Origin of the sequence: Saccharothrix xinjiangensis (assembly GCF_039527585.1) — a bacterium.
GTDB classification, from domain to species: Bacteria; Actinomycetota; Actinomycetes; order Mycobacteriales; family Pseudonocardiaceae; genus Actinosynnema; species Actinosynnema xinjiangensis.
In genome coordinates this window covers 823,626-838,205 of record NZ_BAAAKE010000001.1, presented here as the reverse complement: position 1 = coordinate 838,205, position 14,580 = coordinate 823,626, and the positions used below count along the sequence as shown (strand labels likewise).

At 72.6% G+C, this 14,580-nt stretch carries 14 protein-coding genes and 1 pseudogene; 6 read left to right on the top strand and 9 right to left on the bottom strand.

The features are described from left to right. Positions 1 to 77: 77 nt before the first annotated feature. From ABD223_RS04010 to ABD223_RS03995, 4 genes are all read right to left on the bottom strand, one after another. A complete protein-coding gene (locus tag ABD223_RS04010) occupies positions 78 to 1,073 on the bottom strand; it encodes a ParB/RepB/Spo0J family partition protein (RefSeq protein WP_344034450.1) in 996 nt (331 codons plus the stop codon). Then, positions 1,070 to 1,984 carry a ParA family protein gene (locus ABD223_RS04005; protein WP_380647427.1) on the bottom strand — a complete coding sequence of 305 codons (915 nt, stop codon included), beginning with the start codon at positions 1,982 to 1,984 and terminating at the stop codon, positions 1,070 to 1,072. Before ABD223_RS04005 ends, ABD223_RS04010 begins: the two co-directional genes overlap by 4 nt. A gap of 110 nt (positions 1,985 to 2,094) precedes the next feature. Continuing rightward, positions 2,095 to 2,772: a 16S rRNA (guanine(527)-N(7))-methyltransferase RsmG gene (gene rsmG / locus ABD223_RS04000; protein WP_344034447.1), complete on the bottom strand. Its 678-nt coding sequence runs from the start codon at positions 2,770 to 2,772 to the stop codon at positions 2,095 to 2,097. A gap of 218 nt (positions 2,773 to 2,990) precedes the next feature. Further along, positions 2,991 to 3,449 (bottom strand): NUDIX hydrolase, encoded by a 459-nt coding sequence (locus ABD223_RS03995; protein WP_344034446.1) that lies wholly within the window; start codon positions 3,447 to 3,449, stop codon positions 2,991 to 2,993. A 46-nt stretch (positions 3,450 to 3,495) separates the two neighbouring features. On the opposite strand from ABD223_RS03995, the gene ABD223_RS03990 reads away from it, so the two are divergent. Beyond that, positions 3,496 to 4,533 carry a methyltransferase domain-containing protein gene (locus tag ABD223_RS03990; RefSeq protein ID WP_344034445.1) on the top strand — a complete coding sequence of 346 codons (1,038 nt, stop codon included), beginning with the start codon at positions 3,496 to 3,498 and terminating at the stop codon, positions 4,531 to 4,533. A gap of 205 nt (positions 4,534 to 4,738) precedes the next feature. On the opposite strand, the gene ABD223_RS03985 is transcribed toward ABD223_RS03990, so the two are convergent. From ABD223_RS03985 to rpmH, 5 genes are read right to left on the bottom strand one after another with little or no spacing between them, the layout of a single operon-like run. Continuing rightward, a complete protein-coding gene (locus tag ABD223_RS03985) occupies positions 4,739 to 5,281 on the bottom strand; it encodes a Jag family protein (protein WP_344034444.1) in 543 nt (180 codons plus the stop codon). 18 nt (positions 5,282 to 5,299) lie between these two features. Continuing rightward, the gene (gene yidC, locus ABD223_RS03980; RefSeq protein WP_344034443.1) at positions 5,300 to 6,343 is read right to left on the bottom strand and encodes a membrane protein insertase YidC; all 1,044 of its coding nucleotides are present in this window, start codon (positions 6,341 to 6,343) and stop codon (positions 5,300 to 5,302) included. Positions 6,344 to 6,346: 3 nt separating this feature from the next. Next, positions 6,347 to 6,619, bottom strand: coding sequence for a membrane protein insertion efficiency factor YidD (gene yidD, locus ABD223_RS03975; RefSeq protein WP_344034441.1), 273 nt, complete (start codon positions 6,617 to 6,619; stop codon positions 6,347 to 6,349). After that, entirely contained in the window at positions 6,616 to 6,987 is a 372-nt protein-coding gene (gene rnpA / locus ABD223_RS03970; protein ID WP_344034440.1) for a ribonuclease P protein component, read from the bottom strand. Before rnpA ends, yidD begins: the two co-directional genes overlap by 4 nt. A gap of 13 nt (positions 6,988 to 7,000) precedes the next feature. Then, positions 7,001 to 7,144, bottom strand: a complete 144-nt coding sequence (gene rpmH, locus ABD223_RS03965; RefSeq protein WP_033428178.1) for a 50S ribosomal protein L34 — start codon at positions 7,142 to 7,144, stop codon at positions 7,001 to 7,003. A gap of 497 nt (positions 7,145 to 7,641) precedes the next feature. On the opposite strand from rpmH, the gene dnaA reads away from it, so the two are divergent. From dnaA to ABD223_RS03940, 5 genes and pseudogenes are all read left to right on the top strand, one after another. Beyond that, positions 7,642 to 9,294 (top strand): chromosomal replication initiator protein DnaA, encoded by a 1,653-nt coding sequence (dnaA, locus tag ABD223_RS03960; protein ID WP_344034439.1) that lies wholly within the window; start codon positions 7,642 to 7,644, stop codon positions 9,292 to 9,294. Between the two features lie 1,368 nt (positions 9,295 to 10,662). Continuing rightward, on the top strand, positions 10,663 to 11,796 hold the full coding sequence (dnaN, locus tag ABD223_RS03955) for a DNA polymerase III subunit beta (protein WP_344034438.1): 1,134 nt from the start codon (positions 10,663 to 10,665) through the stop codon (positions 11,794 to 11,796). Between the two features lie 28 nt (positions 11,797 to 11,824). Continuing rightward, positions 11,825 to 12,742 (top strand): annotated as a pseudogene (gene gnd / locus ABD223_RS03950) (phosphogluconate dehydrogenase (NAD(+)-dependent, decarboxylating)); the annotation flags it as partial. A gap of 3 nt (positions 12,743 to 12,745) precedes the next feature. After that, a complete protein-coding gene (recF, locus tag ABD223_RS03945; protein WP_344034436.1) occupies positions 12,746 to 13,861 on the top strand; it encodes a DNA replication/repair protein RecF in 1,116 nt (371 codons plus the stop codon). Positions 13,862 to 13,979: 118 nt separating this feature from the next. Then, positions 13,980 to 14,477 carry a DciA family protein gene (locus ABD223_RS03940; RefSeq protein WP_344034435.1) on the top strand — a complete coding sequence of 166 codons (498 nt, stop codon included), beginning with the start codon at positions 13,980 to 13,982 and terminating at the stop codon, positions 14,475 to 14,477. The last annotated feature ends 103 nt before the right edge of the window (positions 14,478 to 14,580 follow it).

Genomic DNA, 14,580 nt, shown 5'->3' with positions numbered 1-14,580 from the left:
TGGAACAACGTTGCGCCCCGTGTCCATTCGGACACGGGGCGCAATCGTCACCGTGACATAAGACCCTGGGGTGATCCCTAGTCGCCCGTCCGTGTCCGATTTGCCGCTTCCGGCGACATGAGCGTGATGATCCGCTCCAGGTCGTCCACGGAGCCGAACTCGACCACGATCCGGCCCTTCCGCTGACCCAGTTCGACCTTCACCCGCGTGTCGAAGTTGTCCGACAACCGCTCGGCCAACTCCTGGAGGCCCGGCGCCTGCATCGGCTTGCGCCGCGCCTGCTTCGCCTTGGCCGGCTCGGCGCCCTTGGCCAGGGTCACCGCCTCCTCGGTCGCGCGGACCGACATGCCCTCCGCCACGATCCGGGTCGCCAGCTCCTCCTGCACGCCCGGGTCGTCCAGGCCGAGCAGCGCGCGGGCGTGCCCGGCGGACAGCACGCCCGCCGCCACCCGCCGCTGCACGGGGAGGGGGAGCTTCAGCAGCCGGATGGTGTTGGTGACCACCGGGCGGCTGCGGCCGATGCGGTCGGCCAGCTCCTCGTGCGTGACGCCGAACTCCTGCAACAACTGCTGGTAGGCCGCCGCCTCTTCGAGGGGGTTCAGCTGGACGCGGTGGATGTTCTCCAGCAGCGCGTCGCGCAGCATCACGTCGTCGGCGGTCTGCCGGACGATCGCCGGGATCGTCTTCAGGCCCGCCAGCTGGGTCGCCCGCCAGCGCCGCTCGCCCATGACGAGCTCGTAGGCGTCCGGCCCCGTGGCCCGCACCACGATCGGCTGCATGAGCCCGAACTCGCGGATGGAGTGCTCCAGCTCGCGCAGCGCCTCGTCGTCGAAGACCTGCCGCGGCTGCTTCGGGTTGGTGCGGATCGCGGTGACCGGCAGCTCCTGGTACACCGCCCCGGCCACCTCCCCGGTGGGGGCCGGGGGCGTCGCGGGCCAGGTGGCGTCGAGCACAGGGGTGGGCGACCCGCCGTTCGACGCCGACCGGGCAGGCGCCGGTGTGCCGGGCGGGGGACCGCTCGGGATGAGGGCCGCGAGACCTCGACCGAGGCCACCCTTGCGCTGTTCCGTCATGCCGACCCCATCTCCGCGCCGTACAGGGCGATCTCGCGTGCCGCGTCCAGGTAGCTCATCGCGCCCCGTGAGCCGGGATCGTAGGTGAGCACCGTCTGGGCGAACCCCGGCGCCTCGGACACCTTCACGCTGCGCGGGATCACCGTCCTGAGGACCGTGTCGCCGAAGTGGCCGCGCACCTCGCTGGTCACCTGGTCGGCCAGCTTCGTGCGGCCGTCGTACATGGTGAGCAGGATGGTGGACACGTTCAGCGTCGGGTTCAGGTGCGCCTGGACCAGCTCGATGTTGCGCAGCAGCTGCCCCAGCCCTTCCAGCGCGTAGTACTCGCACTGGATCGGGATCAGCACCTCCTGCGCGGCGACCATCGCGTTGACGGTCAGCAGGCCGAGCGACGGCGGGCAGTCGATGAACACGTAGTCCGGCTTGATCGGGTCCAGCGCCTCGGGGCTCAGCGCCTCCTTCAAGCGGGACTCGCGGGCCACCATCGACACCAGCTCGATCTCCGCGCCGGCGAGGTCGATCGTGGCCGGCACGCAGAAGAGGTTGGGTGACTGGTTGCTGACCTGGGCCGCCTCGGCGACGGAGATCTCGCCGAGGAGCACCTCGTAGACCGACGGCGTGCCGGAGCGGTGCTCGATGGCCAGCGCGGTGCTCGCGTTGCCCTGCGGGTCGAGGTCGATCACGAGGACCTTGAGCCCGTGGATGGCCAGCGCGGCGGCCAGGTTCACCGTGCTGGTGGTCTTGCCCACGCCGCCCTTCTGGTTCGCGACGGTGAAGACGCGGCGGCGCGTTGGGCGGGGGAGTTGGAGCGAGTCGGGGTGGAGGACGCGAGTCGCGCGTGCCGCTTCTTCCGCGATGGGAGTCCACACGGTGCTGTCTCCTGCCGGGTCCACGTTGTTTACCGGGTTCACGTTGCTCGCAGAGCGGAGCACTTCGCCTGCCCCCACCACACCGCGCGTCTCGGTTTCACGTGGAACACCAGCCGCGCGGAACACCGGTTGCAGGGGGTCGGGGTACACGGTCACCGATCCTTCCTTCTGCGACGCGAGCCGTCACGGCCGCTCGCCTGGTCGTCGCGCTCCACGAGTACGACTGTCGTCGGCAGTTCGAGCACGTCGCCACCGCAGGTGATGACGCGGGGTCGGACACCGCCCGCCCTGCGCACCGCCTCGGCGTCGCGGGTCAGCTCCTCCTCGGCGCTCTCGCCCTTGAGGGCCACCAGGCGACCGCCCGGCCGCAGCAGCGGCAGGCACCACCCGGCGAGCCGGTCGAGCGGGGCCACCGCGCGGGCCGTCACGACATCGCTGCCGGACAGCCGGTCGCGCACCGGCCCCTCCTCGGCCCGACCGCGGAGCACGGTGACGTCCAGCCCGAGCGCCTCGACGCACTCGGTCAGCCACGCCACCCGGCGGACCATCGGCTCCAGGAGGGTGAGGTCGAGGTCCGGCCGCGCGATCGCCAGGGGGAGACCCGGCAGTCCCGCGCCCGAGCCCACGTCCACGACGCGACTCCCCTCGGGGAGCAGCTCCGCGATGACGGCCGAGTTGAGGAGGTGGCGCTCCCAGAGGCGGTCGACCTCGCGGGGACCGATCAAACCGCGCTCGACGCCGTGCTCGGTGAGCAGGGCCGCGAAAGCGGCGGCCTTCTCGTAGTGGTCACCGAACACCCGCTTCGCGCGGTCTTCCACCTCTTCGGCCATGACTCCATCCGGGGTGTTTCACGTGAAACCGCACGCGCCTTCGGTGCGGTTGACGGGGGTCGGCATCTCGTCGGCGGGCGGCGCGCCCCGCGAGATGTGCCGGTGCCCACTATGACGGATCAACCCGGCGACACGCCAAACCGCCACGGCGAGTCTGCGGCGTTTCACGTGAAACCTGTCATCGCCGCGCCGGTTCCACGTGAAACCGACGCGGCGTTTCACGTGGAACCGGCGATCCGCCCGCCGGCGGGGGACGACCGCAGGAGGGCGAGGGCGTAGCGGACCGAGTCGACGGGGTCGAGGCCGGGCACCTCGTCGAGCGGGAACCACGCCGCCTGGTCGGTCGAGCCGCCCACCTCGAAGGTCAGCTCGCCGCCGACCACGCGCGCCTCGTACATGATCCGGATGCGGTGGTAGTCGTACTCGACGTCCCGGATCGACAGCGGGCCGTGGAGGTTCTGGATGCCGAGCAGCCGGTCGACCGCCGCGTGGTAGCCGGTCTCCTCGAAGACCTCCCGGATCACCGCGTCGTACGGGTCCTCGCCGTGGTCGACCCCGCCGCCGGGCAGGATCCACCGGGGACCGTCCGGCCCGCGCCAGCGCGACAGCAGCATGCGGTCGTCGTCGATGATCACGGCGTAGGCGGCGACGCGGAGCCGGCGGATGATCTCGCTCATGCCGCGACCGTTTCACGTGAAACGCGGCGAGGGGAAGGGATGTGCGATGTACGCGATCCGACCGGGGGCGCTGAGCACCATGGGGCACCCGCGCGACCTCCGGCACCTCCGCAGGCTGGCCGCCTCGGGCGTCGGCGTGATCGTCTGCGCGCTGACGCCGGACGAGCTGGCGGAGCTGGAGCTGGTCGACGCGGAGGAGGAGGCGCGCGACGCCGGCATGGCGTTCCACCGGGTGCCGATCCCGGACTTCGGCGTGCCCGCGGCGGAGCCGGGGTTGGACGCGGTGCTGGACGAGGTGCTGGCCGCCATGAGGGCCGGGCGGCACGTGCTCGTGCACTGCTGGGGCGGCATCGGGCGGTCGTCGTTGGTGGCCGCCGCGCTGCTCGTGCTGGACGGCGCGTCACCGGAGGCGGCGTGGCAGGCGATCGCGGAGGCGCGCGGGCGGGACGTGCCGGAGACGGACGAGCAGCGGGCGTGGCTGGGCGCGTTCGCCGCACGGCGGTTCTGGGACGACCAGGCGGCGGCGTTCGACGAGGAACCGGACCACGGGCTGCGCTCGCCGGCCGTGCGCCAGGCGTGGGCGGACCTGCTCCTGCCACTGCTGCCGCCCGCGCCCGCGTCGGTGGCGGACCTCGGGTGCGGCACCGGGAGCCTGTCCGCCCTCGTGGCCGGGGCGGGGTACGAGGTGCGCGGGCTGGACCTGTCCGGGCGGATGGTCGAGGCGGCGCGGGCGAAGGCGCCCGGCGTCGAGTTCCGCCAGGGGGACGCGTCGGCTCCGCCGTGGCCGCCGGGGACGTTCGACGTGGTGCTCGCGCGGCACGTGCTGTGGGCGCTGCCCGACCCGGCCGCCGCGCTGGAGCGGTGGCGGGCGCTGCTGAAGCCGGGCGGGCGGCTGCTGCTCGTCGAGGGCCGCTGGTCGACCGGCGCCGGGCTGACGGCGGACGAGTGCCTGGCGCTGGTGGAGGAGCAGCCGGCGGGGGAGCAGCCGGCGGGGGAGCGTCAGGCGGAGGTGCGGCGGTTGGTCGACCCGGCGCTGTGGGGGCGCGAGGTGGCGGACGAGCGGTACCTCGTGGTCGTGCGCTGACGGGTCCGGCGTCGCGGCAGCCACATGGTCACCACCGACCGGTCAGCGAAAACCACTCGGCCAGGTGAACTTCCGCCGCCGCTCGCACCACCGGCCACCCGCCACCCGCCACGAACCCGCCGACCACCCGGACCCCGAACACCACAAAGCCCCGGCTCCCCATCGGGGAACCGGGGCCTTCCGGAACTCTGTCGCGTGAGCCCGCTCAGGGCTTCGGCAGCACCACCACGCGGCGCTGCGGCTCCTCGCCCTCGCTCTCGCTGTGCACGCCCGCCACCGTGGCGACGGCGTCGTGCACGACCTTGCGCTCGAACGGCGTCATCGGCTGCAACCGCACCTTCTCGCCGGTCGACGCCACCTTCTCCGCCGTGGTGCGGCCCAGCTCGGCCAGCTCGGCCCGACGACCCGCGCGCCACCCGGCGACGTCCAGCATGAGCCGGCTGCGCACGCCCGTCTCCTGCTGCACGGCGAGCCGGGTCAGCTCTTGCAGCGACTCCAGCACGGCGCCACGCGGACCGACCAGCTTCTCCAGGTCGTCACCGCCGTCGATGCTGACGATCGCCCGACCGGCCTCGACGTCCAGGTCGATGTCGCCGTCGTAGTCGAGCAGGTCGAGCAGCCGTTCGAGGTAGTCCCCCGCGATGTCGCCCTCCTGGACGAGCAGGTCCTCCGAGTTCCCCGACCGCGCCGCCGGTGCTTGCCCGGCCTCCGGCGCGTCCACGTCGGCCGCCTGCAACGTCTCCGACACGATGTCTCCTCTCCAGGGTCAACGACGCTTCTTGTTGCCCTGCTTCTTGCCCGCGGATCGGCCTGGGCTCAGACCGGGAACTTCGGTGGACGGCTTGGCGGTCCCGGTGGACCCGCCCGACGCGTCCTGCTGGGTCGGCGGCTCGGCGGCGGCCTGCTCGTCCGGGCCCTGCTTGGCCCCGGGCTGCGGCTTCGCGCCGGGCTGGGGCTTGGCGCCCGGCTTCGGCTTCTGCCCCGGCTTGGGGGCGAGCGCCTGGCGCTGCGCGGTCGCCTCGACCTTCTTCGCCTCTTCCTCGCGGTCGATGCGGTGGTACACGAAGTACTGCTGGCCCAGCGTCCACGCGTTGTTGCTCAGCCAGTACAGCAGGATCGCGACGGGGAAGAACAGGCCACCGACGAGGACGCCCACCGGGAAGATGTAGAGCGTCAGCTTGTTCATGATGGCGGTCTGCGGGTTGTCCGTCGCGGCCTGCGTCTGCCGCGCCACCGAGTGCCGGGCGGTGAAGTGCGTGGCGATCGACGCGATGATCATCAGCGGGATCGAGACCAGCAGCACCGCGTTGCGCTCGGTCGCGAACTTCGCCAGTTCCGCGGCGTCCATGGTGATGAACGTCGACAGGTTGGCGCCGAACAGCTTGGCCTCGACGAAGGACTTCACGCCGTCCGCGTCGAAGAAGTAGACCTCGCCCCAGCCGGGCCGGAACGAGCGCAGCACGTGGAACAGGCCGATGAACACCGGGATCTGCACCAGCATCGGCAGGCAGCCGCCCAGCGGGTTCACGCCGTGCTCGGCCTGGAGCTTCTGCATCTCCTGCGCCTGGCGCTGGCGGTCGTTGCCGTACTTCTTCTTGATCTTCTGGAGCTCGGGCGCGAACTCCTGCATCTTCCGCATCGACCGCACCTGGCCGACGAACGGCTTGAACAGCAGGGCGCGCAGCGTGAAGACCAGGAACACCACGGCCAGCGCCCACGCGAACCCGCTCGACTCGCCGAAGATGTGGCCGAACACCCAGTGCCAACACCACAGGATGAAGGACACCGGGTAGTAGATGAAGTTGAGCACTAGCTACTCCTCGGCAGGAAGGTCGGGGACCGCGTCCCGTCTGGGCGGAACCGGGTCCAGGCCACCAGGGTGCCAGGGGCCGCAGCGGCCCAGCCGGCGAAGGGTCAGCCAGGAACCGCGCAGCGCGCCGTGGACGGTCAGCGCCTCCACCGCGTACGCGCTGCAGGTGGGGTGGAAACGGCAGGTCGGGGGCAGCGCGGGGGAGATGAACCTCCGGTAGAAGCGGACCGGGAGCAGCAGCGCTCGCGCGGCGGGGCCCGCCGGGGAGGTCGTCATCGCAGCACCTTGCGCAGCGCCGCGTCGAGGTCGCGGCCGAGCTCGGCGCTGTTCGCGTCGGCCGACGGTGCCAACGCTCGGACCACCAGCGAAGTTCCGGGCGGGAGGAGGTTCAGCCGATCGCGCACCACGTGGCGCAACCGGCGGCTCACCCGGTGCCGCACCACGGAGTTGCCCACGGCCTTGCTCACGACGAAGCCCACCTTGGAGGGTTCCAAGGTGGGCTGCGCCGACGTGCTCGTGCCCGCCGGGACCTGGGCGGGCGACAGGACGTGCACCACCAGCCGAGGCCTGCCGGCCCGGCGGCCCCGGCGGACCACCAGGCCGAAGTCCTGGCTGCGGGTCAGCCGGTTGGCCGCGGGCAGCACGGCTCTGCGGCGATCAGGCGGACAGCTGCTTGCGGCCCTTGCTGCGGCGCGCCGCCAGGATGGCGCGACCGGCACGGGTGCGCATGCGCAGCCGGAAGCCGTGGGTCTTGGCACGGCGGCGGTTGTTGGGCTGGAAGGTGCGCTTACCCTTGCTCACGGTCGGACTCCCGGTGCTTAACTGCCAAGCAGGTCTGTGGTCGTCCCCTGCCTAATGTTCAAGGCGCGCGAAGCAGCGCTCCGCGCGAGCGGGAGACGAGTACGAGGGTACGCAGCCCCGGGGGCGGGGTCCAAATCGGGGTCGCACCCGGGTGCGCCCCACCACCGTAACGGGTGCCGGCCGCGCGGTGGGCGAACGCCGAACCGCCGCCGAACCCGAGCTGAACGGGCACGTAAAACACTTGCGGCGCAGCACGTCTTGTGGCACGGGCCGCACCCTTGTTAGCGTGCTGCCTTCGCCGGGAGGTGCGGGCCGGCGCGAAGGCCACCGCACGCCACAAGGTGCTCGGGAAGCAACGGGGGGAGCCGCTGCGCTCCGACGCGCGTTCGTGCACAGTTGTGGATAACTCTGTGGATGCCTCTATTCTCCGTGTCCACGTCGTGGAAGTCCCCGGGGACCGACCGCGGGGCAGTCACCGAGAGGAGGGGAGCGCGGAGGTGTCCGACCACACCGACCTGGGTTTCGTGTGGGAGCAGGTCGTGCAGGAGTTGGCCGCCAGCACGCTGTCCCCGCAGCAACGCGCCTGGATGCGCGTGACAAGACCGATCGGGCTGCTCGACGGCACCGCGCTGCTGGCCGCGCCGAGCGACTTCGCCAAGGAGGCGATCGAGCGCGCGCTGCGCGAGCCCATCACCGCCGCCCTGTCCCGCCGCCTCGGGCGGGCCGTGTCGCTGGCGGTGAAGGTCGACTCGCCCGACCCCGTGACCGCGCCGATCCCGGTGCACACCCCGACCCGCGTGCCCGGCGTCATGCCGGGCCTCGGCGGCGTGGTGCCGGGTCCGCCCGTGCCCGGTCCGACCATGTCCATGGGCGCCATGCCCGTGGGAGCCATGCCCGGCAACCCCGTGCCGGTGCCCGTCGCGAACGGCGCGCCGCTGCCGGGCGTCGACGGCGAGGCCGACGGTGAGACCGAGGGCGAGGGCGAGGAGGTCGACGAGCAGGCCGAGGCGCTGGCCGCCGTCAACGAGATCTGGCCCACGTTCGGCGGCGGTCAGCCGTCCGCGCCGAGCGGCACCCCGTACACCCGGCCCGCCAACCCGGTGGCCTCGCAGACCCGGCTGAACGAGAAGTACAACTTCGACACCTTCGTCATCGGCGCGTCCAACCGCTTCGCCCACGCGGCGGCGGTGGCCGTGGCCGAGGCGCCCGCCCGCGCGTACAACCCGCTGTTCATCTGGGGCGAGTCCGGGCTGGGCAAGACGCACCTGCTGCACGCCGTCGGGCACTACGCGCAGCGGCTGTTCCCCGGAATGCGCGTGCGGTACGTGTCGACGGAGGAGTTCACCAACGACTTCATCAACTCCCTGCGCGACGACCGCAAGGTCGCCTTCCAGCGCCGCTACCGGGACATCGACGTGCTCCTGGTCGACGACATCCAGTTCCTGGAGGGCAAGGAAGGCACGCAGGAGGAGTTCTTCCACACGTTCAACACGCTGCACAACTCCAACAAGCAGATCGTGGTGTCCTCCGACCGGCCGCCGAAGCGGCTGGAGACCCTGGAGGACCGGCTGCGCACCCGGTTCGAGTGGGGCCTGATCACCGACATCCAGCCGCCCGAGCTGGAGACGCGGATCGCGATCCTGCGGAAGAAGGCCGCCCAGGACCGGCTCGCCGCGCCCGCCGAGGTGCTGGAGTTCATCGCGGCGCGGATCGAGCGGAACATCCGGGAGCTGGAGGGCGCGCTGATCCGCGTGACGGCGTTCGCCTCCCTCAACCGGCAGCCGGTGGACGTGCAGCTGGCCGAGATAGTGCTCCGCGACCTGATGCCGGACTCGCACGCGCCGGAGATCACCGCGCCGACGATCATGGCGGTCACGGCCGAGTTCTTCAGCGTGTCGATCGACGACCTGTGCGGGCCGGGCAAGACCAAGGTGCTGGCGCAGGCGCGGCAGATCTCCATGTACCTGTGCCGCGAGCTGACGGACCTGTCGCTGCCGAAGATCGGCCAGACGTTCGGCGGGCGCGACCACACGACGGTCATGCACGCCGACAAGAAGATCCGCAAGGAGATGGCCGAGCGGCGGCGCGTGTACGAGCAGGTGCAGGAGCTGACCTCGCGCATCAAGCAGCGGGCGCGCCACACCCCCTGAGGCCTCTCTCGTCCCGCGCCCGTCGCTGACGCACCCCCGACGCACCCCTGAGCCCGCCGGCAACGGCGGGCTCTTCGCGTACCGGGCCCCCTCTTGTCCGGCACCCCCGTCCGCAACATCCCCGTCCGGCACACACCTGCCAGGCACGCCGCCCCGGCACATCGCCCCCTCGCACATCGCCCCTGCGCTCCGCCCTCCGGCACGCCCCCAGCACGCGCCCCCCGGCACGCCGCGCTTCGCAGGGGTCCCCGCGCGAGGGGGTCCCCCTGGAATCAAGCCAACCACGCACCACCGACATTTCGCGTCGAGGAACAGTCGGCCTGTGGACTGATCCGAGGGCCACCGCGCCGCCACTCCCACTGCCTGCCGAGCCCGCTGCCCGCTGCCGCCGACCGGGCCCACCGAGCCGCTGAACCAACCGAGCCGCCGAGCCCGCCGTCGCCCCGCCCACCGAGCGCTCTGCCCGACGCCCGACGCCCACCGCCCGACGCCCACCGAGCCCGAGCCGCCCGCCGCGAACCTCCCGCGTCTCCCTCCGGCATCCCCTCGCCCCCGCCCCGCGCGCACCCGCACCCCTCCCGCACCCGGGTGCCGCCGTCCCCGGGTGCCGCCCGCCGCACCCGGGGAACCGCCGGCCCGCACCCGGGGCGCGCCGAACCGGCCGCCGGCGCCCCGTCCACACCCGGGTGCGGGCGCCGCGACCCCCGCCCGACCCCCTCCGCACCCGGGTGTTCCGGGCGTTCGCGGGCCCTCCCGCGACAACCACCCGATCGGAACGGGCGGTCCCGCCAGCCAAGGCCGTCAAGCCCGTCTCCCCAGGTCGGCACCCTGGGCCGCGACGGCGAACAGCCGCTGAACCAGCGGGTTCGAGTTGTCCACAGGCCTGGTCACCCGCCCCGCCGGGGGAGATCCGCGCCACGATCACCCTGTGCAGCACCCGGGGAGAACTCGGCCCACACCCGGGGATTAACCCGGGGACAACTCGGCCTTCCTGTGGACCGAACGGAGCACCTCGGTAGTTCTCCCCGGGGACGCCGACTTGTCCCCGGGTGACCACCCGTGTTCGTCCACACCTCCAAGTGGGCGACGAGCAGCGAGAACGGGAGTTGTCCACACAATCCACAGCCCCTACTGCTGTTGCTGTTGTCTTCCCTTGAAGAAGTGAACAAATCAAAAACAGGCCCCGGGGACACCGGCTCCGCCCCGGGCGGACCCGAGGTGACGAACAGCGCCTCGACGCTCTACGGTGGGACCTCCGCACCGAGGGTCGGACCGGTTCGGCACCGACCCGCGAGGGACGCGGCTCCCCAACCCCCCACCGCAACACGTGCTGTTGCCGCTCATGCCGACCTGAGGAAGGACCCCCTCATGAAGATCCGCGTCGAGCGCGACGGGCTGGCCGACGCCGTCGCCTGGGTCGCCCGCAGCCTGCCGTCGCGGCCGCCGGTGCCTGTGCTCGGTGGCGTGCTGCTCGACGCCGGGGCGGAGGACGGCTCGGGGGACGCGTTGACCGTCTCCGGGTTCGACTACGAGGTGTCCGCGCAGTGCGGTGTCCCGGCGACCATCGCGGACGGCGGCAAGGCGCTCGTGTCCGGTCGGCTCCTGGCCGACATCACCAAGGCGCTGCCGAACCACCCGGTGGAGATCGCGGTGGACGGCTCGCGGATGACGATCTCGTGCGGCAGCGCCCGGTTCTCCCTGCCGACCATGCCGGTCGAGGACTACCCGCAGCTGCCGACCATGCCGCAGCTCGCGGGTGAGCTGCCGGGCGAGGTGTTCGGCGAGGCCGTCTCCCAGGTCGCGGTCGCGGCGGGCAAGGACGACACGCTGCCGATGCTGACCGGCGTCCGCCTGGAGATCGGCGAGGGCAAGCTGACCCTGGTCGCGACCGACCGCTTCCGGCTCGCCATGCGCGAGTTCCCGTGGGAGCCGAACGAGTCGCTGGGCGAGGTCGCCGTCCTGGTCCCGGCCAAGACCCTCAACGACGCCGCGAAGACGCTGGGCGCGTCCGGCGCGAAGGTGGAGCTGTCGCTGGGCAACGAGGGGCTGCTGGGCCTGTCCGGCGCCAAGCGCCGCACGACCACGCGCCTGCTCGACGCCGACTTCCCCAAGTACCGCCAGCTGCTGCCCACCGAGCACTCGTCCGCCGCGGTGATCGAGGTCGACGCGCTGGTGCAGGCGATCAAGCGCGTGTCGCTGGTCGCCGAGCGCGGCACGCAGGTCCGGTTGGAGTTCGTGGACGCGGGCCTGCGCCTGTCCGCGGGCGGCGACGACGAGGGCAGCGCCGAGGAGGAGCTGCCGGTGGAGTACACCGGCGACGCGGTGACCATCGCGTTCAACCCGGCGTACCTGCTGGAGGGCCTCCAGGCGGTGCGCACGCCGAGGGCGCACTTGTCCTTCACCACACCCAGCCGGCCCGCGCTCCTCAAGCCGGTGGACGAAGATGGGAACGTGGCGCCCGGATACCTCTACCTGCTGATGCCCGTGCGCCTGCCCGGCTGATCACCAAACAGACGTAGGGGAGACAACGACCGTGCAGCTCGGACTCGTGGGCCTCGGCAAGATGGGCTTCAACATGCGCGAGCGGATCCGCCGCGCCGGGCACGAGGTGGTCGGCTACGACCGCAACCCCGAAGTCACCGACGCCGACTCGCTCGCCGACATGGTCGGCAGGCTCAGCGCGCCGCGCGTGGTGTGGGTGATGGTGCCCGCCGGCGACATCACCCGGCAGACCATCGCCGAACTGGGCGACCTGCTGGACGAGGGCGACCTCGTCATCGACGGCGGCAACTCGCGGTTCACCGACGACAAGCACAACGCCGAGGCGCTGGGCGCCAAGGGCGTCGGCTACCTGGACTGCGGCGTGTCCGGCGGCGTGTGGGGCCTGGAGAACGGCTACGGCCTGATGGTCGGCGGCGAGCCCGAGCACGTGGAGCGGGCCGTGCCGATCTTCGACGCGCTGCGCCCGGAGGGCCCGCGCGAGCAGGGCTTCGCGCACGCCGGGCCGGTCGGCGCGGGCCACTTCGCGAAGATGGTGCACAACGGCATCGAGTACGGCCTGATGCAGGCGTACGCGGAGGGCTTCGAGCTGCTGGAGGCCTCCGACCTGGTGCAGGACGTGCCGGCCACGATCAAGGCGTGGCAGCGCGGCACGGTCGTCCGCTCCTGGCTGCTGGACCTGCTGGTCCGCGCGCTGGAGTCCGACCCGGAGCTGGACGACCTGCGCGGTCACGTCGAGGACTCCGGCGAGGGCCGGTGGACGGTGGAGGAGGCGATCAACCACGCGGTGCCCGCGCCGGTGATCTCCGCCGCGCTGTTCGCCAGGTTCGCGTCGCGCCAGGACGACTCGCCCGCGATGCGGGCGGTGGCGGCGCTGCGCAACCAGTTCGGCGGGCACGCCGTGCAGGTCGCCGGTCCCTCCTCCGGTTCCGGCTCCACCCAGAGCTGACCGTTGTACGTCCGGCACCTCCAGGTCACCGACTTCAGGTCGTGGGAGCACGCGGACCTGGCGTTCGAGCCCGGGGTGAGCGTGCTGGTCGGGCGCAACGGCCAGGGCAAGACGAACCTGGTCGAGGCGCTCGGCTACGTGGCCACCCTGGGTTCGCACCGGGTGGCCACGGACGCGCCGCTGGTCAGGCACGGCGCGTCCCGCGCGGTGGTGCGGACGGCGGTGGTCAACGAGGGGCGCGAGCTGCTGGTCGAGCTGGAGGTCACGCCGGGTCGGGCGAACCGGGCGCGGGTCAACCGCGGCCCGGTGCCCCGGCCGCGCGACGTGCTGGGGATCCTGCGCACGGTGCTGTTCGCGCCGGAGGACCTGGCGCTGGTGCGCGGCGACCCCGGCGAGCGGCGGCGGTTGCTGGACGAGCTGCTGACGACCCGCGCGCCTCGTTACGCCGGTGTGCGCAGCGACTACGAGCGGGTCCTCAAGCAGCGGGGCGCGCTGCTGAAGAGCATGCGCGCGGTGCGCGGCGCGGACGGCGCCACGCTGGACGTGTGGGACGGGCACCTGGCGCGGCACGGCGCGGAGCTGCTGGCCGCCCGGTTGGACCTGGTGGCGGACATCTCGCCGCACGTGGCCGCGGCGTACGCGGAGGTGGCGCCGGAGTCGCGGCCCGCCCGCATCGCGTACCGGTCGAGCCTGGGCGAGGCGTTCCCCGGCTCGCACGACCGGGAGGTGCTGGAGGACGCGCTGCTGGCGGAGCTGCACCGGGTGCGGTCGCAGGAGGTGGAGCGGGGCGTGTGCCTGGTCGGGCCGCACCGCGACGACCTGGACCTGGCGCTCGGCGACCTGCCCGCGAAGGGCTACGCGAGCCACGGCGAGTCGTGGTCGTTCGCGCTGGCGCTGCGGCTGGGCGGGTACGAGCTGCTGCGCGCCGAGGGCGCCGAGCCGGTGCTGGTGCTGGACGACGTGTTCGCCGAGCTGGACCGCGGCCGGCGGCGGCAGCTGGCGAAGGTGGCGGCCGCCGCGGAGCAGGTGCTGATCACCGCCGCGGTCGAGGAGGACGTGCCCGAGGAGCTGGAGGGGCTGCGCTTCGCGGTTGACCACGGGGAGGTGCGCCGTGCCTGACGATGTCACCCGAATGGATGTGAGTGGGTACACATCTGGGGACAAACCTGTGGATGGTGTGGATAACTCTCGGGTGGAATCGGACATATCCACAGGTTCGGTCCCTCAAGAGGGTGGGTTGCGGGGTTCCGACCTCGCCCGCGCCGCCCTGGAGGCCGCCCGCGCGTCGGCCAAGGAGCGCGGTGTGCGCGGTGTCCGCAAGGGCTCCCGGAACGCGGCCGCCCGCCGCCGCCGTCGCTGGTCGGGGCCCGGACCGGACGACCGCGACCCGCAGCCGCTGGGCAGGCTGGCGTCCCGGATCGCCTCCGACCGCGGCTGGGCCGAGCGGCTCGCCGCCGGCCAGGTGTTCGGCCGGTGGGCGAAGCTCGTCGGCGAGGACGTCGCCGAGCACGCCCGGCCGGTGGCGTTCGAGGACGGCGAGCTGACCGTCCAGGCCGACTCCACGGCGTGGGCCACCCAGCTGCGGCTGCTCCAGCGCGAGCTGCTCAAGCGCATCGCCGCGGGCATCGGCGACGGCGTGGTCAAGCGGTTGAAGGTGCAGGGCCCGGCGGCGCCGAACTGGCGCTTCGGCCCCAGGCACGTGCCCGGCCGCGGACCACGTGACACCTACGGGTGACCTCCGCCAGTCCCGCAGCGGCGATCCTGTGGCGCGATGAGCGCTCACCAGCCGATTTTCACCCCGCAGGCGGCCGGTCGGCCCCGTGGGTCTCCGGTTCGGG